The sequence below is a fragment of the Bacillus sp. 7_6_55CFAA_CT2 genome (assembly GCF_000238655.1).
Lineage (GTDB): Bacteria > Bacillota > Bacilli > Bacillales > Bacillaceae_G > Bacillus_A > Bacillus_A cereus.
This window is the reverse complement of the sequence record NZ_JH414710.1, coordinates 461,738-485,243: the sequence shown is the minus strand read 5'-3', so window position 1 is coordinate 485,243 and position 23,506 is coordinate 461,738. Positions and strand designations below refer to the sequence as shown.

The following is a 23,506-nucleotide window of genomic DNA, read 5'->3' as shown; positions in this document are numbered from 1 at the left end:
CTATGTACATCCCTCCTATATAAATTCCTTGTTTTTATCGTAAGAATTAACGTAATATCAGCCATATCCCACTCATATTGTAATAGTGTATGTCAGAACTCACGAGAAGGAGTGAACATAATGAGCTGCAATTGTAATGAAGATCATCAACATGAGTGTGATTTCAACTGTGTATCGAATGTCGTTCGTTTTATACATGAACTACAAGAATGTGCAACGACAACATGTGGATCTGGTTGCGAAGTTCCATTTTTAGGTGCACATAACAATGCATCAGTAGCGAATACACGTCCTTTTATTTTATACACAAAAACTGGAGAACCTTTCGAAGCATTTGCACCATCTTCAAGCCTTACTAGTTGCCGTTCTCCCATTTTCCGCGTAGAAAGTATAGATGATGATGACTGTGCTGTATTGCGTGTATTAACTGTAGTTTTAGGTGATGGTACCGCTGTACCACCTGGTGACGACCCAATCTGTACGTTTTTAGCTGTACCAAATGCAAGACTAATATCAACCTCCACTTGCATTACTGTTGATTTAAGTTGCTTCTGCGCTATTCAATGCTTACGTGATGTTTCTATTTAAAACTAAATAATGAGTTAAGCATGGATTGGGTGGCAGATAATTCTGCCACCCAATCCATGCTTAAAGAGTATTCTTATGTAAATTTCTTAAAATTGGGAACTTGTCTAGAACATAGAACCTGTCCTTTTCATTAACTGAAAGTAGAAACAGATAAAGGAGTGAAAAACATGTTCTCTTCTGATTGCGAATTTACTAAAATCGATTGTGAGGCAAAACCAGCTAGTACACTACCTGCCTTTGGTTTTGCTTTCAATGCTTCTGCACCTCAGTTCGCTTCACTATTTACACCACTACTATTACCTAGTGTAAGTCCAAACCCAAATATTACTGTTCCTGTAATCAACGATACAGTAAGTGTCGGAGATGGCATTCGAATTCTGCGAGCTGGTATTTATCAAATTAGTTATACATTAACAATTAGTCTTGATAACGTACCTACTGCACCAGAAGCTGGTCGTTTCTTCTTATCATTAAATACACCAGCTAACATTATTCCTGGATCAGGTACAGCAGTTCGTTCTAACGTTATTGGTACTGGTGAAGTAGATGTATCCAGTGGTGTTATTCTTATTAACTTAAATCCTGGTGACTTAATTCAAATTGTGCCAGTTGAGTTAATTGGAACTGTAGACATCCGTGCGGCAGCATTAACAGTTGCACAAATTAGCTAGTAAAAAAGCGGTATTCTAATACAGAAATACCGCTTTTATACATAATAAAAAACACTCACAGTAGCATGAGTGTTTCATTCTTCATATTGTTTTATTGTGTTCTTCTTTTTCCCGCAATTGCATCCCTTTTTCTTCACAAATCCTTGTTGTTGTAATTGTTCTTGATATGCCTGTTGTTGTGCTTGGTGTTGTTGCTGTATATGATACCACTGCTGCAGGTCATATGAATTCTGCCTTGGATTATTGCTCACAGCAAACATCTCCTCTACTGTCAATTCTGTCTATTTACTATATGAACAACTCTTTATTTCCGTTCCCTCATTCTTTTAAACTCCGCTTTTTCTCGTATTATGAAAATATATTATTCTCCCATAAAATATCCTGTAATTGTTTCAATGATGGCTGCTGCTCCTGCAATAGCTAATAATGCAAGTAACGGTTCCGCAACGATAGGGATCCAATTATATAAGACTAATAAAAAAGCACTAACCCATACACCTGTACACCAATAACAGCTTAATAATTCGCCAATCCACTTTCTTAATCCATTACCTTTCACTTTTGTAAACGTTGATACACTTCCATCCGGCTCCGTAATCTCTAATTCATCAATAAATGGTCTTCGCAAAAAGGCTGTAATTTTATCATAAACAATTAAACGAGTGAGCCTAAAGGCAGCTAACGCAAAAATAAAAAATAAAAGACCAGCTTGTAAACAGCATAATTCCACCTTCCCTTATCCTCTTTCGCCTATTTAAAAAAAAGGTCTTGAGATTGTGACCAAATCTCCTCGACTCCAATATCTTATTAATGTAAATACAAACAAGAAGATAAGGAGTGACATTAATGAGTTGTAACGAAAATAAACACCATGGCTCTTCTCATTGTGTAGTTGACGTTGTTAAATTCATCAATGAATTACAAGATTGTTCTACAACAACATGTGGATCTGGTTGTGAAATCCCATTTTTAGGTGCACATAATACTGCATCAGTAGCAAATACACGCCCTTTTATTTTATACACAAAAACTGGAGAACCTTTTGAAGCATTTGCACCATCTTCAAGCCTTACTAGCTGCCGTTCTCCAATTTTCCGTGTGGAAAGTGTAGATGACGATAGCTGTGCTGTATTACGTGTATTAACTGTAGTATTAGGTGACAGTTCTCCGGTACCACCTGGTGACGATCCAATTTGTACGTTTTTAGCTGTACCAAATGCAAGATTAATATCTACAACTACTTGCATTACTGTTGATTTAAGCTGTTTCTGTGCAATTCAATGCTTACGCGACGTTTCTATCGTAAAGTAAACTAAAAAACTATTGGGGTGGTAGAAGCTTTCTACCACCTTTACATATTTAAAAACCGGCCATACTAATCGATTGGATATCATCTATAGACAACCTAATATCTCTCATACTATTTTGCGGCATAATAGATACAATGCCATTACGATACGATATGATCGATCCAACATATGAGACTGTAGCTGTTTTTATTCTGCATCTTACTTTCGGAATGTAATGAGGGCGGTTTAGTAAAAAATGAATTTTTTCATCATTATTCATATCCTTAAATGATTTATTATACGGGACAGTTCTTACTGATTCTGGTTCTTGCTCTTCTTGTTCTATGTGTTCTTCTTTTTCTTCTTCTATTTTTTCTTCCACTTGCTGCTCTTCTTGTTGTTCTTGTTCTATTACCTCTTCCACAGCACTGCTTACAGCATTTTCGTTTCTATTACTGCTCTCTTTTCGATCCTCATTTTCAAAGTTTGTTAAGATAATCCTTTTTATTTTCGGTGCAGCAAGTTCCAAATTTACTTGCGCAATATATAACAACGGTTTTCCAACTGTTGAACTTTTATTTTTATTCTTCACACTCGTCCCTCCCACTTCCATACGTAGCTGAATAAATCGTGTACTATTATAGTTATATTCATTACGTAGTAAGAACTTTCGTTAAAAATCGTTCTTTCTCAGAACAAATAAAAAGGACAATCTCAGCATTTAGAGATTGTCCTTTAAAAATTAATATTATATTTATCCTAGGATATGATACCCTGAATCAACGTGAATGTTTTCTCCTGTTACACCGCGTGCTAAATCACTGAATAGGAATACTGCTGTATCGCCAACTTCTTCTGGAGTTGTTGTACGACGAAGTGGTGCGCGCTCCTCAATTTCTCTTAAGATTGAGTTAAAATCGCCTACACCTTTTGCAGATAACGTACGAATTGGTCCTGCAGAAATAGCGTTAACACGAATACCGTGTTGACCTAAATCGTTCGCTAAATATTTCACGCTCGCTTCTAATGAAGCTTTCGCAACACCCATAACGTTATAATTTTTCACAACACGCTCGCCGCCAAGGTATGTTAACGTTAAAATATTTCCGCCTTCTGTCATTACTTTTTTTGCTTCTCTTGCTACAGCTGTTAAAGAGAATGCGCTAATATTTTGTGCAAGTAAAAATCCATCGCGAGAAGTATCTACAAACTCACCTTTTAAGTCATCGCGATTTGCAAAAGCAATACAATGTGCTACACCGTGAATAGTACCTACTTCTTGTTTAATTGTTTCAAAGCAAGCTGTAAGTTCCTCATCATTCGTTACATCACAAGGTAATACAAGTGATTCTTGTCCTTCTAATGTGTCCGCTAATTCACGAACGTTTCTTTCTAAACGTTCTCCTGCATATGTGAATATTAATTTTGCACCTGCATTATGCAAAGAGCGAGCAATTCCCCATGCAATACTTCTTTGGTTCGCAACGCCCATAACAACAAATGTTTTCCCTTGTAATAGTTCCATGATATATCCTCCCAGAAATACTTATACTTGTTATTAGTACCTGATACTATAATTATAGTACCATAAAACCGCTTAAAGGCAAACAAAAAAGTCATTAACAGAAATTTGTTAATGACTTTTGGTTTCTATAAAAAACCGCTCTAATCCTTCTTCCCAAGACGGCATTTGTGAAAAACCATTTAATCGTAGCATGTTATGTTGAAAAACAGAATATTTGGGTCTCGCAGCTGCAGCCCCGAATTCTTCCGTTGAAACAGGTAATACATTCACTTTCATATTGGCGTACGAAAATATCTTTTGTGCAAATTCAAACCAAGAGCATGAACCACTGTTTGATACGTGGTATGTACCGTATAAAGAAGTATGAATGAGCTTATTAATAACCATATTTAAATCCGCCACATACGTAGGAGAGCCAACTTGATCCGCTACAACGGATATTTCATCTCTTTCTTTTCCTAATCGCATCATCGTTTTCACGAAATTATTTCCATATTTACCATATAGCCACGATGTGCGAACGATAAAATATTTATTATGTAACTCTTTGACGAACTGCTCCCCCGCATACTTAGAGGCCCCATATATATTTATCGGCGCTGGACTATGAAATTCGTCGTATCCATCTGGTCTGGCACCTTGAAATACATAATCAGTACTAATATAAACTAGCTTTGCCCCTACTAATTGTGAAGCAACCGCTACATTTCGAGCTCCGATTGCATTTATTCTATACGCAAAATCCTGTTCTTTCTCCGCATGATCTACTTTCGTATAGGCAGCACAATGAATAATTATATGTGGTTTTATTTCTTGTACCACTTGTTGTATTCGAGATATATTTGTCACATCTAATAACTTTTTATCAAATGGATATATATCATATTCTTCAGAGTCTAACTCTTCAAATAGTTGCTTTCCTAATTGACCGTTTGCTCCTGTTATGATAACCCTCTCTTTCATTTAACATGCCCCTTACTGGTCTTTTAGTGGTTTCCACCATTCCTTATTCTTTTCATACCATTTCACCGTCTCTTGTAATCCTTGTTCAAACGTGTATTTCGGTTCCCAATCAAATTCATTCTTCATTTTCTCTGCATCAATCGCATAACGACGATCGTGCCCTAAACGATCTGTAACATATTCAATGTCTTTTTTTGTTTTTCCTAAAAGAGTAATAATTTGTTCCACAACTTCTACATTTGTTTTTTCATTATTTCCACCTATATTATATACTTCTCCTACACGTCCCTTATGCAGAACAACATCAATCGCACTGCAATGATCCGTTACATGTAACCAATCTCTTACATTTAAACCATCACCATATAGCGGTAGTTTTTTTCCTTCTAGTGCATTCGTAACCATTAATGGAATTAATTTTTCAGGATACTGGTACGGTCCATAATTGTTAGAACAACGCGTTACTATAACCGGTAATTGATATGTTTTATAGTAAGATAGAGCTATCATGTCCGCGCTCGCCTTACTTGAAGAATATGGACTATTTGGAGCTAACGGTGTTTTCTCTGTAAACTTCCCTGTTTTTCCTAAAGAGCCATACACTTCATCCGTTGACACTTGCACAAGTTTTATATGCGAATATTTTTTAACTAGTTCTAATAAAGTAACCGTTCCAATTACATTTGTAGCATAAAAAGGAATCGGATTTTCAATACTACGGTCCACATGTGATTCAGCTGCAAAATTTACAATCACTTGTACGTCTCGCTCTTTTATAACGTGTTCTAATAGCTCTCCATTTTGAATTTCTCCTTTTACAAAAGAGTAATTCGGGTGATCCTGAAGAGATTTTACGTTATTTAAATTCCCACTATATGTTAATGCATCGTAATTAATAATTTTATATGTTTCATAACTTTGTAGCATGTAATGAACGAAATTACTTCCAATAAATCCAGCCCCACCTGTTACTAATATATTCATAAACAACTCTCCTACTTAAAAACTATCTTCATATTCCTCTAGTAATGGTAATATCTGATCCTTATCGGACAATATAGGATCGGTTACTGGCCAAGGAATTGCTAAATCTTTATCTTCCCAAAGTAATCCTGAGTCATGCTCTGCGCTATAATATTCATCTACTTTATACATAACGATAGTATGCGAGACAAGCGTGCAAAATCCATGTGCAAACCCTTTTGGCACTAGTAATTGCCGATGGTTATCTGCACTTAAAATATATCCTTTCCATTGTTTAAATGTCGGTGATTTTTTTCGTAAATCAACGATAACATCATAAATTGCCCCTTGCATAACTTGAATGAGTTTCGTTTGTGCTTTCGGATTTTTTTGAAAGTGTAGTCCCCGAATCGTTCCTGCCTTAGCCGAATAAGATACGTTATCCTGTACAAATGAATACGTTATCCCTAATGTTTCTAGCACCTGCTTATTATAGCTCTCTGAAAAAAAGCCACGATCGTCTCCAAACAACCTCGGTTCTAACAATTTTGCATCGGTAAAATTTGTTTCTACAACTTTCATATTCTCACCTATTCTCCGTTAAACTGTTTCCCAAAATTAATATCCCGTGCTAACGTATTCGCCTTTTGAAGCGAAGCATGAGTTCCCGCATCAGTCCACCAGCCGCTCATTTCATTATAAGTAAGTACCCCTCGCTTTAAATACCAATTATTTATATCTGTAATTTCAAGTTCTCCCCGTGCAGAAGGTTTTAATTCTTTAATATAAGAAAAGACTTTCGAATCATACAAATAAATTCCCGTAACCGCATAAGAACTTTTCGGCTCTTTCGGCTTTTCTTCAATTTCAACTATTTTTCGGTTTTGAATATGTGCTACGCCAAATCTTTCGGGATCTTCTACAGATTGCAATAGCACTTTCGCACCTTCTTTTTGGTTTGCAAACTCTTCAACATACGGAAGAATATCATCTGAAAAAATATTATCCCCTAATATAACTACCATACGATCATTCCCGACGAAATCTTCACAAAGTCCTAACGCCTGTGCGATCCCGCCCGCTTTATCTTGCACACGATACGTAAAGGACACTCCAAATTCATGACCACTCCCTAAAAAGCTAACAACATCCCCCATATGCTCTTTACCTGTAATAATCATAATATCTGTAATATCGCATTGTTTTAGCTTATATACCGCATGATAAATCATCGGATACCGACCAACAGGAAGTAAATGTTTATTCGTTACTTTCGTTATTGGATATAATCTCGATCCAGTACCACCTGCTAAAATAATTCCTTTCACTTTGCATCTCTCCTTTATGATGGAGATAATATATCTTTGTAATGTTCTACAAACACTTTCCGGTACTTCTCATATGTATCCGCATCAAACTCATCCCCGTTGTAATGAATACACCATAAATTTGCTTGATTTGGGATACCAATTAAATAACCAGCCCTTTGAAACTCTAAAGACTGTGACACATCATAAAAGTGAAACCCTTGAAACAAATCTTCTCGCCACGGAATATCATACTGCGTTGCCATGAATAAACCATCAATTGCCTGAACTGACAAAAATGGTTGATTACCATAAAAAACCTGATCTAAATTTAATAATTGATAATTCCGTCTTCTATACTCAATCACTTTCCCTACTAAATTTTTCCCTTCCCACCATATCCCGTTATTCGGTAAAAACTGAGCCCCAGCGACTCCTATTAAACCAAGCTTTTCATTTTCTTTAAACAGAGATATAAGTGTAGAAAACATGTCTCGATTAATAAGATATGTATCTTGATGTATATACACTTTGTATTTCGCTGGATATGAAAGGGCTCGGTTGTAAGCACTTGCCATACTTTGTGCATCTCGTATCGGAAAAATTTGTACTGTGTAACCTGGGGGAACAAAAATGTTTCTTATTTGGCTCTCACATTGTTTGAAAAGCTCCTCATTATTTACACAAACAACAACTAATATTGTATGATCTTTCATTTTTGTCCCCCCTTTTATTCTTCCTTATTTACATCTGACATATAGTGTTCCACAAATATTTTCCGATACTTTTCATAGTTCGTCATATTCACATCAAAATGATAATGGATACACCAAGCATCGCGCTGTACAGGTACACCGACTGTATATCCTGCTTTTTTAAATTCAAATGATTGAGATACATCATAAAAATCAAATCCGTCAAATAAATCTTCTCGCCACGGAACATCATATTGTGTCGCCATTAATAAACCATCAATACATTCTACAGGAATAAATGTTTTTGATTCATGATATGGTTGTTCTAAACTTGCCATATAAAACAAATCATTCATATAACCAATGACCTTTCCTACAATTCCACGCCCTTCGTTCCATACGCCAGTCGGAGGAACATATTGCGCTCCAACCATCCCAATCATCCCAAGGTGTTCATGTTCCTCAAATAATTGAAGTAATCCGTATAAAAAAGCCCTATTTATAATAAAAACATCTTGATGTAAATAAACTTTATACTTCGCTGGATGCGAAATGGCTTGATTGTATCCACTCGTCATACTTTTCGCATTTCGAATCGGCATAAATTGTACAATATACCCTGGCGGTACTAACAATTGCAATATATGACGCACGCAGTTTGCATACAATTTCCGATCATTTATACATGTAACAAATAATATTGTTTTGTCTGCAGCACTCATAATTGTGATTTTTCAGCTTCAATAATATACTGAAATACAACTGTCTCAGCCATGAAGCCACTTCCAAGACGATATTTTTTACAAATTCCATATAACTCCTCAATAAGCGGTTCATACATTTTATGATCAACATATACACGATCTACTTTACTAATAACATATCCTGCTTTTAAAAACATTCTTAGCATTTCATTAAATGTAAAGAAACGAATATGTGTTTTATCTAATAAACCATATTCTGTATACGTCCAGTTTCCAGCAAGTAAGGGAGCTAATACTGAAATATGAGCAACGTTTGGTATACTTGCTAGAATCACACCATTTTGCTTTATATATGGCTTTACTTTTTCTATTACAGCCCACGGATCAAATAAATGCTCTAATACATCCCCAAATATGACGCAATCAAATTGCCCCTCCTCATAAGGAAGATCTATTTTTTCTATATCCCCTAAAATAACATGATCTAGTCTTTCTTTCGCTTTTTCTGCCGCCTCTGGAAACGCCTCAATTCCTGATACACGTGTACCATTTTCTTTAATAGCCGCTCCCAATGCACCGCTCGAGCAACCAATATCAAGAACTTCTTTCCATTCCTTTTTTATATGCTTTAATAAATTCGGATTCGCTGCATTATAATAATGTTCGGATTTTTCTTCATATAAAGAACTTTTTTCGCGATTCATTTCACACACTCCTTATGCAAATTGAATTAGAAATATAAATCTCATATGAATTCTATAAAGTGCAGTTTTTGTTCCTCCCCATTGATTATTAGTCCGCAAATAGCAGTATAAAATTTTTTATCTATATTGGTTACGTTACTGATACTCTAATATATAACCAATCTATTAGAGTTAGAATAACGATAAATCATTTCTACAAAAAACGAAACCTATTACGCTTTATATGGTTTATCAAAAACTCCACGAAAATATTTACGGTTATATTCAATTGCAGCATTATTCGGAACATAAGAAGCTGCTAATTCATTGTAATAATATGCTTTATCCTGCTCTCCTAACCTGCTATAACAAATACACATTTGTAAATAGGGTAGCCATGTGTAGCTAGCTGGACTATGGAAAGGACTTTCCGTTGCCATTGGTACTTCCGTAGCAAGTTTAAACCAAAATATCGCTTCATTATATTTTTCTTGTTCCATATATATATATCCTATTCTTGTACAATTCTCTCCTCTAGGGACGTCATACCGAAACGACTTCACACAAGATTCGATTGCCTTCTCCCACATTCCGAGCTTTGCATAGCAATCTCCTAACTTACCACATGCATAAATTTTCTCTTCATACCATCCTTCGTCTTGATTAAGAAATGTTTCATATAGAAGAACTGCATCATCATATTTTTGGTTATCCGTAGATTCATTTGCGTAATAAAATAAATCTCTCGGACTTAATTCTTCACCTGCCGCTACAGTATTTTGAAAAATTTTCAAATTACGATTTGTTACTTTTTTTCTTTTTTATGTGTAATAGCAACATTACTACTAAAAACCTCACCAGAAATAGCTAAATACTCATGAACCTTTCCAAACCATTGAAATTGTTTTTCACGCTTTACAAGTCGATTTCTTTTTGTACAATATAAAGGTTTCCCGTTAGAATCCATTGCAAGGTGATAAGGCATCGAAACAGCATCAATTTTAGGATCTAATTCTCTTTTTAAAAGTTTCAATGCTTCTTGAGCATCTTCTAATAAGACGTCATCTGCATCTAGCCACAATATATACTCTTGCGTCGCTTTTGAAAAAGAAAAATTTCTTGCTGCTGCAAAATCATCAATCCACTGGAAATCATATATGTTAGAAGTGTATTTCTCTACGATTTCTTTCGTTCGATCGACGGAGCCTGTATCAACCACTATAATTTCATCCACAATTTTTTCAACTGTGTCTAAACAACGGGCTATTGTCTCCTCCTCATCTCGAACAATCATACATAAACTAATTGTAATTCCTTGCTTGTTCAACATAATCACCCTCTTCCAAATCAATCATATGTTATACATATACTAAACTTTCCATTTTTTTAAATTGTTCAAGTAGTTTAAGATTTCTTTTCAATAATTCAAATGTCCGTGTCATTTTCTTTCGGTTTTGCATCTACTATATAATGAACGCTTTATGGAGGTGAATTTATGTCAAATAATAATTATTCAAATGGATTAAATCCCGATGAATCTTTATCAGCTAGTGCATTTGACCCTAATCTTGTAGGACCTACATTACCACCGATACCACCGTTTACCCTTCCGACTGGGCCGACCGGGCCTACTGGACCGACCGGACCTACGGGGCCTACTGTACCTACGGGACCGACTGGGCCGACTGGGCCTACTGGACCTACGGGACCGACTGGTGACACTGGGACTACTGGACCTACGGGGCCGACTGGTGACACCGGGGCTACTGGACCTACTGGGCCGACTGGTGACACTGGGGCTACTGGACCTACGGGGCCGACTGGTGACACTGGGGCTACTGGACCTACGGGGCCGACTGGTGACACTGGGGCTACTGGACTTACGGGGCCGACTGGTGACACTGGGGCTACTGGACCTACTGGACCGACTGGACCAACTGGGGCTACTGGACCTACTGGACCGACTGGACCATCAGGACTAGGACTTCCAGCAGGACTATATGCATTTAACTCCGCTGGGATTTCTTTGGATCTTGGACTTAATGCTCCAGTACCATTTAATACTGTTGGATCTCAGTTTGGTACAGCAATTTCTCAATTAGATGCTGATACTTTCGTAATTAGTGAAACTGGATTCTATAAAATTACTGTTATCGTATACACTGCAGCAGTAAGTCTATTAGGAGGTCTTACAATCCAAGTGAACGGAGTACCTGTACCAGGTACTGGAACGAGTTTAATTTCAGTTGGATCACCTATCGTTGTTCAAGCCATTACGCAAATTACGACAACTCCATCATTAGTTGAAGTAATTGTTACAGGACTTGGATTATCATTAGCTCTTGGCACGAGTGCATCCATTATTATTGAAAAAATTGCTTAATTTTTTACTTAGCAGTAAAACTGATATCAGTTTTACTGCTTTTTCAATTTCAAATTCAATCATGAAACGTCCATTATGTACATAATCATATTGTTGTATGACATTTTGCAGGAGGCACAAATATGGAAAGTAAATCTGCTGTTCAGCTTTATCTCGAATTGCTAAAGAAGACCATTTTATTTGAAATATGGTTAGAATATGAGGCATACTTACCCGCATCTCTACATATTTCAAAAGAACTAGAATTCGAGCCAGTTACAGTCCCCCTCCCTTTATTCATTAAGCAATATGCTGAAAACCATAACTTAAAAATTGTAAAACCAAATGTTTCAAAAAGTGAACGCCATGATGGAATGGATTGGCCAAGAGCAGCACATAGCATGATCGGTCGAGAACGTATGAACCAATTACAAGAGGCAATGGAAACTGTTGTTCGTGAAAATATAGAGGGAGATTTTATTGAAACAGGTGTATGGCGCGGAGGATCGTGCATTTTTATGAATGGTTTTTTACAAGCAAACAACATTACGAATCGTAATGTGTGGGTCGCTGATTCATTTGAAGGTTTGCCAGCACCGAATCTAGAACAATATCCAAAAGATTACGGTGATTATTTGCACACATTCGATTACTTACGCGTCTCTTTAGAACAAGTACAAGAGAATTTCAAAAAATATGATTTACTAAATGATCAAGTGAAATTTTTAAAAGGCTGGTTTAAAGATACTTTACCAACAGCACCAATTGAAAAAATAGCAATTGCACGGCTTGATGGTGATATGTACGAATCCACAATGGATGGTCTCGTGAACTTATATGATAAAGTTTCTAAAGGTGGCTATATAATTATCGATGACTACGGGCTACCGCCATGCGCTGAGGCTGTGACAGACTTTAGAAACCAACGAAATTTAAAAGCCCCTATTACTAAAATTGATGTATTTGGCGTTTATTGGAGAAAAGAATAAAAAAGATTTAATCTATAGGAGATTTCATTTTCACTCATCCTTCTCTCACTTCTAATCCAATTAAGTATTCTTTTTCGGAATCTCCTTACATATAACAATTGTTTTCCTGTGTTCTCTCACTACAAATTAAAAATTTTATTAATAGATTTACTGCATCTTCTCATACAAGAAAGGGGTATACTCATGAGTGAACTTAACAAAGAAATGACTTTACTCCCCCCTCCTGAACTCGTCCAATATGTAGGTGGCGACTTCAAAAAAGTTGGAAAAGAGTTCCTAAAGCATTTTATTCAAATTGGCGCTTTAAAACCAAATGAAAAAGTATTAGATGTAGGCTGCGGCGTCGGCCGAATGGCTGTACCATTATTGAATTACTTACATGATGATGGAGCGTATTATGGATTTGATTTGTTTAAAGATGGAATTACTTGGTGTCAAAATAACATTTCAACTATGCGTAATAATTTTCACTTTGAACATGTTGACATATACAATCAATTCTATAATCCAGAAGGAAAAGAAGATGCCTCTCAATATCGTTTTCCCTATGAAGACGGGACATTCGATTTTATCTTTTTAACTTCTGTATTTACGCATCTTCTACCAGAAGAATTAGAACATTACGTATCTGAAATTGTACGTGTATTAAAAAAAGACGGGAGATGTTTCATTACATTCTTTCTTATAAATCCTGAATCGGCCTATTATTTAAATGCAGGACAAAGTACATTAGGTTTTTATCATCGAATCGAAAATTGCTACGTTGTAAATAAAGATATTCCGAATTTCGCAGTTGCTTATCCTGAGACAGATATTTGCAATCTATTGAATAAGTACGGCCTAGAAATAATCAATAAGCCGCATTACGGTTTATGGTGCGGCAGACATGAATATACAAGTTACCAAGATATTGTTCTTACAAAAAAAAGCTTCTGAAAGGAAGTTATGTATGATGAATGAAAAAAATCCACCTCTCGTTTCCATCCTTATTCCCACTTATAATCGGCCTCATTATTTCAAAATTGCTCTAGAAAGTGCATTGGCACAAACTTATTCTAATATTGAAATCATCATCGGAGATGATAGTACAAATGATGAAACAGCAACTTTAATACGTGAACAATACTTACCAAATTATAAAAATATAACATACATTCGAAATATCCCTACTCTAGGACAATTTCACAATGACCTTATGCTCATAGAAAAATCAAATGGTGAGTATATAAATTTTTTAATGGACGATGACGTGTTTTATAAGCATAAAATACAAAAAATGATGGCCTATTTTGAGCAAGATCCCAATAAAAACCTTGCTCTTGTTACTTCTTATCGAGTACGTATTGATGATCATGGAAATCTAATAGGTGATTCCCATCCAACACAAAGGTTATATAGTGAAGATACCCCATTAAACGGGATATTTTTAGGTAATTGGATGTTAAAGGGCGGACACAACATTATCGGTGAGCCTACAACTACTTTGTTCCGAAAGGAATTGCTCACTGAACCTTTTGGCACCCTTAAAGAGCGACAATATTCTTGTAGTGTTGATATGGCCTCATGGATTTCTTTACTTTCTAAAGGAAATGCAATATACATTTCTGAGCCTTTAAGTCAATTTCGCTACCATGCTGGACAACAAATACACAATAAGCTCCTTCAAGGTTGTGAAGATTTCACACACCTTGTTATAACAGCAAAAGAATATGGCTTTTTACAAAATACTACGGACTATAGAGCAGCTCTACTTAGTGCTTACCAATGGTGTAAAAGTTCCTTAAAATACTATCTTCATCAACTAGATATTTTTCCTGACGCACATGTACGTCTTTCCCATTGTTTGGATATAATTATTAAAGAGTTAAACAATTAAACTACTCTGCAAAATCAAAAGTGTATGGACTATATGTGAATTATTTGTATAGTTCATACATTCTTTCTCATACTATAAAGTGAAACTTTAATCAGCTCTCACCAATCGGGCTTTTACGGGCAGTTGATCCCCCACCGAACTTCCTCGCTTTCGCTGAATTTTGAGGTGGGGGTCTTACTGCCCATTAATGCGGGATAAAATCCATTACTATAAAGAGCAGTAGAAAGGAATACCTACATTGAAAGATCCAAATTCTCAATATCAAATAGACTACGTATTACTATTTATTTTATTTGCCATTGGGATTGTTAGTTGTTGTGCTATTGCAAGTGCGCAAGCCTCTTTACCGCCATTTTTACAAAACGTCAATTTTGTACTAAAACAAATCCAATGGTATTTCATTGGATTTATAGCCATTGGTGTTATTATGATTATCGATTTCGACCGTTATCAAAAAATCGCTTGGTATTTGTACAGCTTTGCAATGGTACTACTTATTGGACTAGAACTTCAAGTACCAGGTGCCGTTACAATTAAAGGCGCTACAGCTTGGTACAGGCTCCCAGGCATCGGAAATTTTCAGCCTTCTGAAATTATGAAATTATTTTTAATTATCGTCATTGGACGAATTATAGCAAACCATAATGAGAAATATTTTCTCCAAACAATACATGACGATTTTTTACTACTTGGAAAAATATTTGCAACAAGTTTGCCACCACTACTACTGATCGCAAAGGAACCAGATTTAGGAAATACAATGGTCATTTCAGCGATGCTTGCAGCAATGATACTAGTTTCTGGCATACGATGGCGTTTTATTTTCGGATTAGTTTCAGCTACTTTCGTGGCTGGATCTACATTAATATATATTTTTTTTACTCACACAGATTTCTTTAAAGCACATATTTTAAAAGAATATCAATTAAATCGCTTCTACGGATGGTTAGCACCTTACAAATATGATGCACAAGGATATCAATTAAGACAAGCATTCTTAGCGACTGGATCCGGAGAAATGCAAGGAAAAGGGTGGGAAAATGGACAAGTATATTTTCCAGAACCACATACAGATTTTATTTTCACTAATGTCGCTGAACAATTTGGATTTCTAGGCGCAAGTGTCATTATTTCTCTTTTTTTCTTACTCATTTTTCGAATGATTCATATTGCTTTAGAAAGTAATGACCCTTTTGGTAGTTACATTTGCGCTGGTACAATCGGAATGTTTACTTTCCAAGTATTCCAAAATATCGGGATGACAATCGGATTACTTCCCATTACAGGGATAACATTACCTCTTATGAGCTACGGAGGAAGTTCACTGCTTACATACATGATTGCGATTGGGTTCATTTTAAATGTTCGCTCAAGAACGAAAATCTTTATGTTTAAATGAACAACACAAAAACGCTATATTTTTATCTCTATCCTTTTTTAGATATACTAATGAAAAATACGATGGAGGTTTAAATATGAAATATGACATTATAGGAGATATTCATGGATGTTTCCAAGAGTTTCAAAATTTAACAGAGAAGCTAGGATATAACTGGAGTAGCGGTCTACCGGTTCACCCTGACCAACGCAAACTTGCATTCGTTGGCGATATTACAGACCGTGGTCCTCATTCATTACGTATGATTGAAATTGTATGGGAACTTGTCATACATAAAAAAGAAGCTTATTACGCTCCTGGAAATCACTGTAATAAACTATATCGATTTTTCCTTGGGCGTAATGTAACAGTCGCTCACGGACTTGAAACAACTGTTGCTGAATATGAGGCACTTCCTTCTCATAAGCAAAACATTATAAAAGAAAAGTTTATCACTCTTTATGAACAATCACCACTCTACCACATACTAGACGAAAAAAGAGTAATCGTATGTCACGCTGGGATTCGGCAAGATTACATAGGAAGACGAGATAAAAAAGTACAAACCTTTGTATTATATGGCGATATTACAGGAGAAAAGCATGCCGATGGCTCACCGGTCCGTCGCGATTGGGCGCAAGAATACAAGGGACAAGCTTGGATTGTATATGGACATACACCAGTAAAAGAACCTCGATTCGTCAATCAGACAGTCAATATTGATACTGGTGCTGTATTTGGTGGCAAATTAACCGGATTACGTTATCCTGAAATGGAGACTATCTCTGTCCCTTCTTCTTTACCTTTTGTCGCTGAGAAATTCCGTCCAATTTCATAACTACCTTACTTAGCATTATTTAGGCAGATTTCATATGAAACTAGGTAAAGTAATTAAAAAAAGATGCAATAAAGTGCATCTTTTTTTAATTACACTACATATAATGTCGCAGGAGGTGACAGAATGAAGAAAAAATCTTCTAAACAAAAAAGAAAATTTCCCCCTTTATATCTGCCCATGTACGGAATTAACAACTGGTGTAGTATTCGGGCTGCAGCGATAGAAGAACTGGAAGAACAAGAGTCATCAAAAAAAAGCAAAGTAAAACCAACATATGTCTCTTTAGAAAATGCTGTGATGAGCCGCATAATCGATCGCAGAAAAATAAAGATGCAACAAAAAAATAAACAGCTTTCAAATCAAGATGAACAGATACTACATTCTAACCAAACAGAAGAAAAGACGGAAGAAAATATTTCTGTAGCAATGAATAAAAAAGTGGAACCAGAAATTCCAGCTGCTATTATAAACAAAGTAAAAAAATAAAAGAAGCATTAGCTTCATCGAATGATATACAAATTGAAAAACCACTCATAATTGAGACACCTACACCTGAAAATACAAAAGTTAAAAGGGGCGGCCGATATGCATATGCAGAGGGGCTTCACTCTCATGCGGAGGGCATGGCAGCACATGCGGAAGGCTTATTAACACACGCAAAAGGTTCTTTCTCTCATGCAGAAGGATCAAACTCAAAAGCAACTGGACATAGTTCGCATAGTGAGGGAAGTGAAACGACAGCAGGCGGGGCTTATTCTCATGCGGAGGGTAAACAGACAATTGCTTTAGGCGAAGCAGCACACGCAGAAGGAAACGCAACTATTGCTAACGGATCCTCTTCTCATGCGGAAGGTCATCATACATCAACAGCTCATTTTGCAGGTAGCCATATTATGGGGCGCTTCGGCACTGCAGAAGAAGCTTATTCTTGGTTTATTGCAAATGGTGTAAGCGACACCGACCATAATATCGGGGCTAAATGGCTTGCTCATAATGGAGAAATGTACATTGAGGGCGCGTCTTACAATGCAAGCGGAACGGATTTTGCACAAATGTTTGAAACCGAAGGTTATAAACCTATTGATGTCGGTTATTTCGTTACATTTAGTAACGAAGAAAAAATTCGGATAGCTACTTCACGCGATTCGTTCATTTTAGGAATATCTAGTGCAACCCCTGCCCTTATAGGAAATAGCGGGGCTTTAAGTTGGCAAAAACGTTATAAAACAGATAACTTTGGAAAACGCCAATATGTATGGACGGAAGCCGAAGAAATACAACCTCTTTTAAATACAGAATGGGATCCAACTTGCAAATATGTAGCAAGAAAAGATCGCGCCGAGTGGCTTCCTGTCGGATTAATTGGACAAATGTTAGTACATGATGACGGCACTTGCGAAGCACATGGATATTGTCGTCCAAATGACAATGGCATTGCTACAAAAGCCGAAAGTGGATTTTTCGTTATAAAGCGTACGGGTGAAAACCAAATTTTAATATTATTCCGCTAAGAAAAAAGGGAACAAAATTCTTTATAATATAAGAATTTTGTTCCCTTTTTAAGTATGCCGCAACACTTCTTGCATATCGCTTGGAAGCTTTATAGTGAAAGACATCTCTTTCTCTAAAATAGGATGATAAAACGTCAAAGATTTACTATGAAGTGCTTGCCGTTTCATTTCATCCCTTCTCCCTCCATATAAGCTATCACCAAGTAACGGATGTCCTATATGAGCCATATGCACACGAATTTGATGCGTTCTTCCTGTCTCAAGCTCAAGCGCTACATGTGTCTTATGATATGTACTATCAATTACCTTAAAATGAGTAACTGCCCTTTGTCCATCCTCACAAACCGTTCGCTCAATAATGCTATCAGATTTTCGACCAATTGGTGCATCAATCATTCCTTCTCGTTCTACAATCCTTCCGTGAACAATTGCTTCATACGTTCGTTTCACAGCTTTTTGTTGATGCTGCTTCGATAAAAGATGATGCACGAAACGATTTTTTGCAATAAGCATAAGCCCCGAAGTATCACGATCTAAACGTGTTACGATGTGCACTGTACTTGCAAGGTGCTGCTTATCATAATGAGATAAAAGCGCATTTGCAACACTCCTTGTCGGATGTTCTCTAGACGGAATCGTTGACATGTTCGCCTCTTTATTAATGATAAGAACCGCGTCATCTTCATATACAATGCTTAAAGGGATATCTTCTGCCATCATCCCTTCACTTCTTTCCTCAACTGGAAAAAAGACACGTAATTCTTCACCAGCACGCAACTGATGACGAACACTCGCATGTTGACCATTTACTTCAATTGCCCCGCCGTGAAACTTTATATCCGTTAAAGCGGCTTTAGAAACGCCTTTCGTTTTCAAAAATTCCCTAACTAAAGTTCCCTCTTCAGCCGGCCCTATATCCCATTTCAATGTAAATCTGTTCAAATATATAACCCTTTCTATTTATCTGCAACAAACGAGTCACGAACTCGTTTCCAGAACGGGAATGGACGGAAACGAACAAATCGTACTTTCTCGTTTGCGACGCGATACTGGATTGATTTCACATCTTGATGAACCATCGTTAAATGATCCACTGTAATTTGTAAGTTCATTCCTGCAGCTGGCTTTAACACACATGTATGATGCTTCGGCAATACGAGCGGCGATCCTACAGTACGAAATACACGATTGTTAATGGACGCCATTTCTGCAATTTGTATCGCTTCAATAGATGGGTGAATAATCGCTCCGCCAAGCGCTTTATTATACGCGGTACTTCCTGAAGGAGTAGAGATACAAAGGCCGTCTCCGCGGAATGTTTCAAAATATTCTCCGCGTATTTCTACTTCTGTTACTAATGTACCTTCTTCACTTTTTACAGTCGCCTCATTCATCGCTAAATACTGTGACTCTTTACTTCCATTCACATAGCGAATAATAACTTCTAAAAGCGGATATTCCACCACTTGGAATGGTGTTTTTGCAATTGCAATTACTAATTTCTCTACTTCTGTCGGTAACCAATCTGCATAGAAACCTAGATGTCCTGTATGTACACCAACAAATGCCGTTTCAGCCAATCGATCATAATAACGATGAAATGCATATAAAAGCGTTCCATCTCCCCCAACAGAAATTACAATATCGGGTTCCTTTTCATCCATTATAAATCCGAAATCTAGCAAGTATTCTTTCATCGTGCTTGCCAGTGCATCTGATGATTGATCTCCCTTTGACATAATTGTAAATTTCATCGCACAACACCCTTTAGTTTATGATTCGGAATCTTTCGTTTCTTGCTTTCTTGAAAAAGCTTTCTGCGCTTCTTGAATTTCAAGACGGATAGAAGACATTTCTTCATCTAATAAAAATGCTGCTTCTGCTGCGCGTTGCAAGCGTATTTTAATATCTTCAGGAAAACGTCCACTATATTTATAATTTAAAGAATGCTCAATTGTTGCCCAAAAATTCATTGCTAGCGTGCGTATTTGGATTTCTACCAATACTTTTTGTTCACCCTGAATCGTTTGGACTGGGTAACTAATGACAACGTGATAAGAACGATAACCGCTATCTTTCTTCTGCGTGACATAATCACGTTCTTCCACGATTTCAAAGTCATTTCGTTTTCGAAGATATTCTACAACAGGCTTAATCTCATCAACAAATTGACACATCATTCGAAGGCCCGCGATATCTTGCATATCTTCTCTCAGCCGGTTCAGCGGTACATTTCTCTTCTCCGCTTTATCAATAATACTTGGAACCGACTTTACCCTTCCTGTTACAAACTCAATTGGAGAATGCTCTGTTAACATTGTAAATTGAGTACGCATTCCTTTTAGTTTCACTTTCAGCTCTGCCACCGCTTGGTGGTAAGGTGCTAAAAATTCTTCCCAATTTCGATTCATTTCAACCACCACCAAAATCAATCCATTTGCTTATAGAAATACTTTTTCTACAGCAGTTACTAGTTCTTCTCCGTAATTTGCATTACCTTCAATATTTTCAACTAAATATTCTACTTCTTCTTTTAATCCTTCTAATTCCATTTCAATTTCATTCACACGAACGAACATAACCACATCGTTATTCATCGCTTCATGCATTGCTTCCCAGCATGTGTGCGGAATACTTACATAAATGAAAGATGATTCGTTTTCTAAGATATATAAAAATGATAAATTGTCTGAGTCTACAAGTACATGATTACGTGCACTTAACTCCTTTACCTCTATTTCACTATTTTCCGCACAAAAAATAAGAGCATTCTCTCTCTTTTCTACGCTCTTAACTTGGATTTTATTTTGCATGCTCTAACTCCTCCATCTCAACTTCCTGTCTTACTTAACAGTATTATTGTATCATAACATGGACGCAAACAAATAAAACATTGAACCAAATTTATGAAAAAGCGATAATGTGTAAAGAATTATTTTTCAAAAGGAGATTATACAATGACACAAGAAATTGAAATTGAATTCAAAAATATCGTTACAAAAGAAGAATTCGATACATTATGTAAATCGTTTTCTATTGAAGCATTTACAAAACAAGTGAATCACTACTTTGAAACACCTGACTTCTCGTTAAAAGAAGCTGGCTCTGCACTTCGTATTCGTCATAAAGGAGAAACTTATACGTTAACGTTGAAACAACCTGCAGAAATCGGTTTATTAGAAACGCATCAAGTCGTAACAGAAGACGAAGCAAAAATGATGATGGAAACAAACACAATCATTCAAGGAGCAGTAGTAGATCAATTACACAAATTACAAATTCCTGTTTCTGCTTTAACATATATGGGTAGTTTAACAACAGAAAGAGCAGAAACATTATTTAAAGGCGGAACGCTTGTCTTTGATCATAGTTTCTATTACAATCACGATGATTATGAAATTGAATTTGAAGTGCAAGATGAAGAAACAGGAAAAGCTGCATTTATTGATTTATTAACGCAACATAACATACCTGTTCGCCATACAAATAACAAAGTAAAACGCTTTTTCCTTGCCAAACAAAACAAAGCACGCTAAAGTGAAAATTCCACTAGTGAATATGTTTCACTAGTGGATACATCTCACTAAAAAAGGTTACACCCGTAGAATAAGCAAAGAATCTTTGAGAAGTCTGTTTATTTGCCCTCTCGAACATTCCATTGCTACAATAGATATACATTTCATGGAAAAAGGAGTTTATAAAGGATGAGCAAGCAACCGATGACACCATTTGAAGCAATTGGCGGTGAACAATGCATTGCAATATTAGTAGATACATTTTATTCCTATGTCAGTAAACACCCTGACTTATCTCCCATCTTCCCGGAAGATTTAACAGAAACCGCTAGGAAGCAGAAGCAATTTTTAACACAATATTTAGGTGGTCCTAATTTGTACACTGAAGAACATGGGCATCCTATGTTAAGAGCACGCCATCTCCCGTTTGAGATTACCCCAAAACGAGCAGAGGCTTGGCTATCATGTATGGAGCAAGCAATGGATGATACTGGAGTGCATGGTCATATAAGAGAGTTTGTTTTTGAACGTTTAGCATTAACCGCTCAGCATATGGTTAATACTCCAAACGAAACAGGTGAAGTGTAATGGATAAGCAGGAAGCAAAGCATATAAATATGCCATCTCCTTCCGCATGCGAGCATAAGTCTGTAGAAGCATATTTATTTATTGATCCACTTTGTAAAGATTGCTGGGAAATTGAGCCTTTTATTATTAAACTATGGCTTGAATACGGGAAATACTTCTCTATTCGTCATATCGTAACAGGAAAAGTGGATGGAACGAACGCTTCCTCACACAAATGGAATAAACCTGCTAATATTCGATTTGTGTGGGAAAAGACAACCAGTTTACAAGGTTTTTCATGTGATGGAAAGGTACATATGCAAGAAGCATCGTCAACACCATATTTAGTTTCGATGGCAATTAAGGCAGCGGAGTTGCAAGGCCGAAAAGCAGGTTCGAAGTTTTTGCGAAAACTCCAAGAATACATTTTCCTTGAAAATGTATCAAACCCTGATTGCGAACTATTACTTGCATGTGCGAGAGATAGCAATATTGATGTAGAAGAATTTAAAAAAGATCTACATTCTGCTAGTGCAAAAAAAGCTTTCCAATGTGACTTGAAATTCACGAATGAAATGCATATTACAGAAATACCTTCCCTCGTCTTTTTTCATGCGAACTCAGATGAAGAAGGTATTAAAATCGCTGGAAATTATTCCTACGATGTATACGTACAATTATTGAAAGAACTTGTAAAATGTGAAATTGAGCCAGAACCATTACCACCTTTAGAAGTGCTACTAGAAGCAACACAATTTATATCTTCAAAAGAAGTAGCATTTATTTATGACTGTCCGCAACAAGAAATTGAACGCGAACTAAAAAAATTACAACTGAAACGAAAAGTACAAATGATAGAAGTAAAATGCGAACGTTATTGGAAATGGATAGCAAAAGAAAAAGACCTGGTGTAAACACCAGGTCTTTTTCTTTACGGCTTATAAAAATATTAAAGGGGATGGGAGAAATTTTCACGTTCAAACAAAGGGGTATATGTTTGTATGTGAATTCGTTCACGCTTATTATATTACAAGATTCGACGTCAGATGACAACCCCTTTTGTCGAATTTCACACTTTTGTC

26 protein-coding genes and 3 pseudogenes are annotated in these 23,506 nt (G+C 36.5%); 13 read left to right on the top strand and 16 right to left on the bottom strand.

From position 1 onward, the window contains the following. Positions 1 to 120: 120 nt before the first annotated feature. Positions 121 to 588, top strand: coding sequence for a spore coat protein CotY (cotY, locus tag HMPREF1014_RS18115; protein ID WP_001277719.1), 468 nt, complete (start codon positions 121 to 123; stop codon positions 586 to 588). Between the two features lie 167 nt (positions 589 to 755). After that, a complete protein-coding gene (gene exsF / locus HMPREF1014_RS18110; protein WP_000492942.1) occupies positions 756 to 1,259 on the top strand; it encodes an exosporium protein ExsF in 504 nt (167 codons plus the stop codon). Positions 1,260 to 1,333: 74 nt separating this feature from the next. On the opposite strand, the gene HMPREF1014_RS18105 is transcribed toward exsF, so the two are convergent. Together HMPREF1014_RS18105 and HMPREF1014_RS18100 are read right to left on the bottom strand one after the other, a co-directional pair. Further along, positions 1,334 to 1,519: a hypothetical protein gene (locus HMPREF1014_RS18105; RefSeq protein WP_029948404.1), complete on the bottom strand. Its 186-nt coding sequence runs from the start codon at positions 1,517 to 1,519 to the stop codon at positions 1,334 to 1,336. A gap of 101 nt (positions 1,520 to 1,620) precedes the next feature. Next, positions 1,621 to 1,981, bottom strand: a pseudogene (locus HMPREF1014_RS18100) (DUF1360 domain-containing protein). A gap of 124 nt (positions 1,982 to 2,105) precedes the next feature. On the opposite strand from HMPREF1014_RS18100, the gene exsY reads away from it, so the two are divergent. Then, complete coding sequence (gene exsY / locus HMPREF1014_RS18095) at positions 2,106 to 2,570, top strand: exosporium assembly protein ExsY (RefSeq protein WP_001277744.1); 465 nt, start codon at positions 2,106 to 2,108, stop codon at positions 2,568 to 2,570. A gap of 48 nt (positions 2,571 to 2,618) precedes the next feature. Here exsY and HMPREF1014_RS18090 read toward each other — a convergent pair whose 3' ends face one another. From HMPREF1014_RS18090 to HMPREF1014_RS32245, 10 genes and pseudogenes are all read right to left on the bottom strand, one after another. Next, positions 2,619 to 3,161, bottom strand: coding sequence for a spore coat CotO family protein (locus HMPREF1014_RS18090; protein ID WP_080008921.1), 543 nt, complete (start codon positions 3,159 to 3,161; stop codon positions 2,619 to 2,621). 141 nt (positions 3,162 to 3,302) lie between these two features. Then, a complete protein-coding gene (fabI, locus tag HMPREF1014_RS18085) occupies positions 3,303 to 4,073 on the bottom strand; it encodes an enoyl-ACP reductase FabI (RefSeq protein WP_000421885.1) in 771 nt (256 codons plus the stop codon). Between the two features lie 108 nt (positions 4,074 to 4,181). Beyond that, positions 4,182 to 5,036 carry a dTDP-4-dehydrorhamnose reductase gene (rfbD, locus tag HMPREF1014_RS18080; protein ID WP_000664648.1) on the bottom strand — a complete coding sequence of 285 codons (855 nt, stop codon included), beginning with the start codon at positions 5,034 to 5,036 and terminating at the stop codon, positions 4,182 to 4,184. Between the two features lie 12 nt (positions 5,037 to 5,048). After that, the gene (rfbB, locus tag HMPREF1014_RS18075; RefSeq protein ID WP_001024168.1) at positions 5,049 to 6,020 is read right to left on the bottom strand and encodes a dTDP-glucose 4,6-dehydratase; all 972 of its coding nucleotides are present in this window, start codon (positions 6,018 to 6,020) and stop codon (positions 5,049 to 5,051) included. A 15-nt stretch (positions 6,021 to 6,035) separates the two neighbouring features. Further along, the gene (gene rfbC / locus HMPREF1014_RS18070) at positions 6,036 to 6,581 is read right to left on the bottom strand and encodes a dTDP-4-dehydrorhamnose 3,5-epimerase (protein ID WP_000869414.1); all 546 of its coding nucleotides are present in this window, start codon (positions 6,579 to 6,581) and stop codon (positions 6,036 to 6,038) included. An 8-nt stretch (positions 6,582 to 6,589) separates the two neighbouring features. Next, positions 6,590 to 7,327, bottom strand: coding sequence for a sugar phosphate nucleotidyltransferase (locus HMPREF1014_RS18065; RefSeq protein WP_000676160.1), 738 nt, complete (start codon positions 7,325 to 7,327; stop codon positions 6,590 to 6,592). Positions 7,328 to 7,341: 14 nt separating this feature from the next. Continuing rightward, the gene (locus HMPREF1014_RS18060) at positions 7,342 to 8,022 is read right to left on the bottom strand and encodes a glycosyltransferase family protein (RefSeq protein ID WP_000651520.1); all 681 of its coding nucleotides are present in this window, start codon (positions 8,020 to 8,022) and stop codon (positions 7,342 to 7,344) included. 14 nt (positions 8,023 to 8,036) lie between these two features. Next, a complete protein-coding gene (locus tag HMPREF1014_RS18055; RefSeq protein ID WP_001271183.1) occupies positions 8,037 to 8,723 on the bottom strand; it encodes a glycosyltransferase family protein in 687 nt (228 codons plus the stop codon). Continuing rightward, positions 8,720 to 9,409, bottom strand: coding sequence for a class I SAM-dependent methyltransferase (locus HMPREF1014_RS18050; protein WP_001078431.1), 690 nt, complete (start codon positions 9,407 to 9,409; stop codon positions 8,720 to 8,722). Before HMPREF1014_RS18050 ends, HMPREF1014_RS18055 begins: the two co-directional genes overlap by 4 nt. A gap of 212 nt (positions 9,410 to 9,621) precedes the next feature. After that, a pseudogene (locus HMPREF1014_RS32245) lies at positions 9,622 to 10,718 on the bottom strand (glycosyltransferase). Positions 10,719 to 10,883: 165 nt separating this feature from the next. Here HMPREF1014_RS32245 and HMPREF1014_RS18040 point away from each other — a divergent pair. The 7 genes and pseudogenes from HMPREF1014_RS18040 (at position 10,884) to HMPREF1014_RS31355 (ending at position 18,342) form a co-directional block, all read left to right on the top strand. Continuing rightward, positions 10,884 to 11,771 (top strand): BclA C-terminal domain-containing protein, encoded by an 888-nt coding sequence (locus HMPREF1014_RS18040; protein ID WP_000069717.1) that lies wholly within the window; start codon positions 10,884 to 10,886, stop codon positions 11,769 to 11,771. Between the two features lie 122 nt (positions 11,772 to 11,893). Beyond that, positions 11,894 to 12,739 (top strand): TylF/MycF family methyltransferase, encoded by an 846-nt coding sequence (locus HMPREF1014_RS18035; RefSeq protein WP_000444386.1) that lies wholly within the window; start codon positions 11,894 to 11,896, stop codon positions 12,737 to 12,739. Between the two features lie 183 nt (positions 12,740 to 12,922). Next, complete coding sequence (locus HMPREF1014_RS18030) at positions 12,923 to 13,675, top strand: class I SAM-dependent methyltransferase (protein ID WP_001292834.1); 753 nt, start codon at positions 12,923 to 12,925, stop codon at positions 13,673 to 13,675. A 13-nt stretch (positions 13,676 to 13,688) separates the two neighbouring features. Beyond that, on the top strand, positions 13,689 to 14,615 hold the full coding sequence (locus HMPREF1014_RS18025) for a glycosyltransferase family 2 protein (RefSeq protein WP_009327247.1): 927 nt from the start codon (positions 13,689 to 13,691) through the stop codon (positions 14,613 to 14,615). Between the two features lie 238 nt (positions 14,616 to 14,853). Next, positions 14,854 to 16,014 carry an FtsW/RodA/SpoVE family cell cycle protein gene (locus HMPREF1014_RS18020; RefSeq protein ID WP_000654697.1) on the top strand — a complete coding sequence of 387 codons (1,161 nt, stop codon included), beginning with the start codon at positions 14,854 to 14,856 and terminating at the stop codon, positions 16,012 to 16,014. Positions 16,015 to 16,090: 76 nt separating this feature from the next. Next, positions 16,091 to 16,831, top strand: coding sequence for a bis(5'-nucleosyl)-tetraphosphatase PrpE (prpE, locus tag HMPREF1014_RS18015; protein WP_000872699.1), 741 nt, complete (start codon positions 16,091 to 16,093; stop codon positions 16,829 to 16,831). Between the two features lie 123 nt (positions 16,832 to 16,954). Next, a pseudogene (locus tag HMPREF1014_RS31355) lies at positions 16,955 to 18,342 on the top strand (peptidase G2 autoproteolytic cleavage domain-containing protein). Positions 18,343 to 18,390: 48 nt separating this feature from the next. On the opposite strand, the gene HMPREF1014_RS18005 reads toward HMPREF1014_RS31355, so the two are convergent. From HMPREF1014_RS18005 to HMPREF1014_RS17990, 4 genes are read right to left on the bottom strand one after another with little or no spacing between them, the layout of a single operon-like run. Then, positions 18,391 to 19,284 (bottom strand): RluA family pseudouridine synthase, encoded by an 894-nt coding sequence (locus tag HMPREF1014_RS18005; protein WP_001079141.1) that lies wholly within the window; start codon positions 19,282 to 19,284, stop codon positions 18,391 to 18,393. Between the two features lie 14 nt (positions 19,285 to 19,298). Next, the gene (locus HMPREF1014_RS18000; protein WP_000673183.1) at positions 19,299 to 20,096 is read right to left on the bottom strand and encodes an NAD kinase; all 798 of its coding nucleotides are present in this window, start codon (positions 20,094 to 20,096) and stop codon (positions 19,299 to 19,301) included. Between the two features lie 18 nt (positions 20,097 to 20,114). Continuing rightward, on the bottom strand, positions 20,115 to 20,753 hold the full coding sequence (yjbM, locus tag HMPREF1014_RS17995) for a GTP diphosphokinase (protein ID WP_001081489.1): 639 nt from the start codon (positions 20,751 to 20,753) through the stop codon (positions 20,115 to 20,117). A 30-nt stretch (positions 20,754 to 20,783) separates the two neighbouring features. Beyond that, the gene (locus HMPREF1014_RS17990) at positions 20,784 to 21,155 is read right to left on the bottom strand and encodes a UPF0738 family protein (protein WP_001180004.1); all 372 of its coding nucleotides are present in this window, start codon (positions 21,153 to 21,155) and stop codon (positions 20,784 to 20,786) included. 144 nt (positions 21,156 to 21,299) lie between these two features. On the opposite strand from HMPREF1014_RS17990, the gene HMPREF1014_RS17985 reads away from it, so the two are divergent. From HMPREF1014_RS17985 to HMPREF1014_RS17975, 3 genes are all read left to right on the top strand, one after another. Further along, on the top strand, positions 21,300 to 21,878 hold the full coding sequence (locus HMPREF1014_RS17985; RefSeq protein ID WP_000191120.1) for a CYTH domain-containing protein: 579 nt from the start codon (positions 21,300 to 21,302) through the stop codon (positions 21,876 to 21,878). 168 nt (positions 21,879 to 22,046) lie between these two features. Further along, entirely contained in the window at positions 22,047 to 22,445 is a 399-nt protein-coding gene (locus tag HMPREF1014_RS17980; protein ID WP_000043386.1) for a globin domain-containing protein, read from the top strand. Continuing rightward, entirely contained in the window at positions 22,445 to 23,338 is an 894-nt protein-coding gene (locus tag HMPREF1014_RS17975; protein ID WP_000360656.1) for a ClpXP adapter SpxH family protein, read from the top strand. The genes HMPREF1014_RS17980 and HMPREF1014_RS17975 overlap by 1 nt, the downstream gene beginning before the upstream one ends. Positions 23,339 to 23,506 lie beyond the last annotated feature (168 nt).

Excerpts from the sequence above, each read along its gene's own strand:
- cotY (WP_001277719.1), top strand. The coding sequence starts at position 121 with ATGAGCTGCAATTGTAATGAAGATCATCAACATGAGTGTGATTTCAAC.
- exsF (WP_000492942.1), top strand. The coding sequence starts at position 756 with ATGTTCTCTTCTGATTGCGAATTTACTAAAATCGATTGTGAGGCAAAA.
- HMPREF1014_RS18105 (WP_029948404.1), bottom strand. The coding sequence starts at position 1,519 with ATGTTTGCTGTGAGCAATAATCCAAGGCAGAATTCATATGACCTGCAG.
- exsY (WP_001277744.1), top strand. The coding sequence starts at position 2,106 with ATGAGTTGTAACGAAAATAAACACCATGGCTCTTCTCATTGTGTAGTT.
- HMPREF1014_RS18090 (WP_080008921.1), bottom strand. The coding sequence starts at position 3,161 with ATGGAAGTGGGAGGGACGAGTGTGAAGAATAAAAATAAAAGTTCAACA.
- fabI (WP_000421885.1), bottom strand. The coding sequence starts at position 4,073 with ATGGAACTATTACAAGGGAAAACATTTGTTGTTATGGGCGTTGCGAAC.
- rfbD (WP_000664648.1), bottom strand. The coding sequence starts at position 5,036 with ATGAAAGAGAGGGTTATCATAACAGGAGCAAACGGTCAATTAGGAAAG.
- rfbB (WP_001024168.1), bottom strand. The coding sequence starts at position 6,020 with ATGAATATATTAGTAACAGGTGGGGCTGGATTTATTGGAAGTAATTTC.
- rfbC (WP_000869414.1), bottom strand. The coding sequence starts at position 6,581 with ATGAAAGTTGTAGAAACAAATTTTACCGATGCAAAATTGTTAGAACCG.
- HMPREF1014_RS18060 (WP_000651520.1), bottom strand. The coding sequence starts at position 8,022 with ATGAAAGATCATACAATATTAGTTGTTGTTTGTGTAAATAATGAGGAG.
- HMPREF1014_RS18055 (WP_001271183.1), bottom strand. The coding sequence starts at position 8,723 with ATGAGTGCTGCAGACAAAACAATATTATTTGTTACATGTATAAATGAT.
- HMPREF1014_RS18050 (WP_001078431.1), bottom strand. The coding sequence starts at position 9,409 with ATGAATCGCGAAAAAAGTTCTTTATATGAAGAAAAATCCGAACATTAT.
- HMPREF1014_RS18040 (WP_000069717.1), top strand. The coding sequence starts at position 10,884 with ATGTCAAATAATAATTATTCAAATGGATTAAATCCCGATGAATCTTTA.
- HMPREF1014_RS18035 (WP_000444386.1), top strand. The coding sequence starts at position 11,894 with ATGGAAAGTAAATCTGCTGTTCAGCTTTATCTCGAATTGCTAAAGAAG.
- HMPREF1014_RS18030 (WP_001292834.1), top strand. The coding sequence starts at position 12,923 with ATGAGTGAACTTAACAAAGAAATGACTTTACTCCCCCCTCCTGAACTC.
- HMPREF1014_RS18025 (WP_009327247.1), top strand. The coding sequence starts at position 13,689 with ATGATGAATGAAAAAAATCCACCTCTCGTTTCCATCCTTATTCCCACT.
- prpE (WP_000872699.1), top strand. The coding sequence starts at position 16,091 with ATGAAATATGACATTATAGGAGATATTCATGGATGTTTCCAAGAGTTT.
- HMPREF1014_RS18000 (WP_000673183.1), bottom strand. The coding sequence starts at position 20,096 with ATGAAATTTACAATTATGTCAAAGGGAGATCAATCATCAGATGCACTG.
- yjbM (WP_001081489.1), bottom strand. The coding sequence starts at position 20,753 with ATGAATCGAAATTGGGAAGAATTTTTAGCACCTTACCACCAAGCGGTG.
- HMPREF1014_RS17990 (WP_001180004.1), bottom strand. The coding sequence starts at position 21,155 with ATGCAAAATAAAATCCAAGTTAAGAGCGTAGAAAAGAGAGAGAATGCT.
- HMPREF1014_RS17985 (WP_000191120.1), top strand. The coding sequence starts at position 21,300 with ATGACACAAGAAATTGAAATTGAATTCAAAAATATCGTTACAAAAGAA.
- HMPREF1014_RS17980 (WP_000043386.1), top strand. The coding sequence starts at position 22,047 with ATGAGCAAGCAACCGATGACACCATTTGAAGCAATTGGCGGTGAACAA.
- HMPREF1014_RS17975 (WP_000360656.1), top strand. The coding sequence starts at position 22,445 with ATGGATAAGCAGGAAGCAAAGCATATAAATATGCCATCTCCTTCCGCA.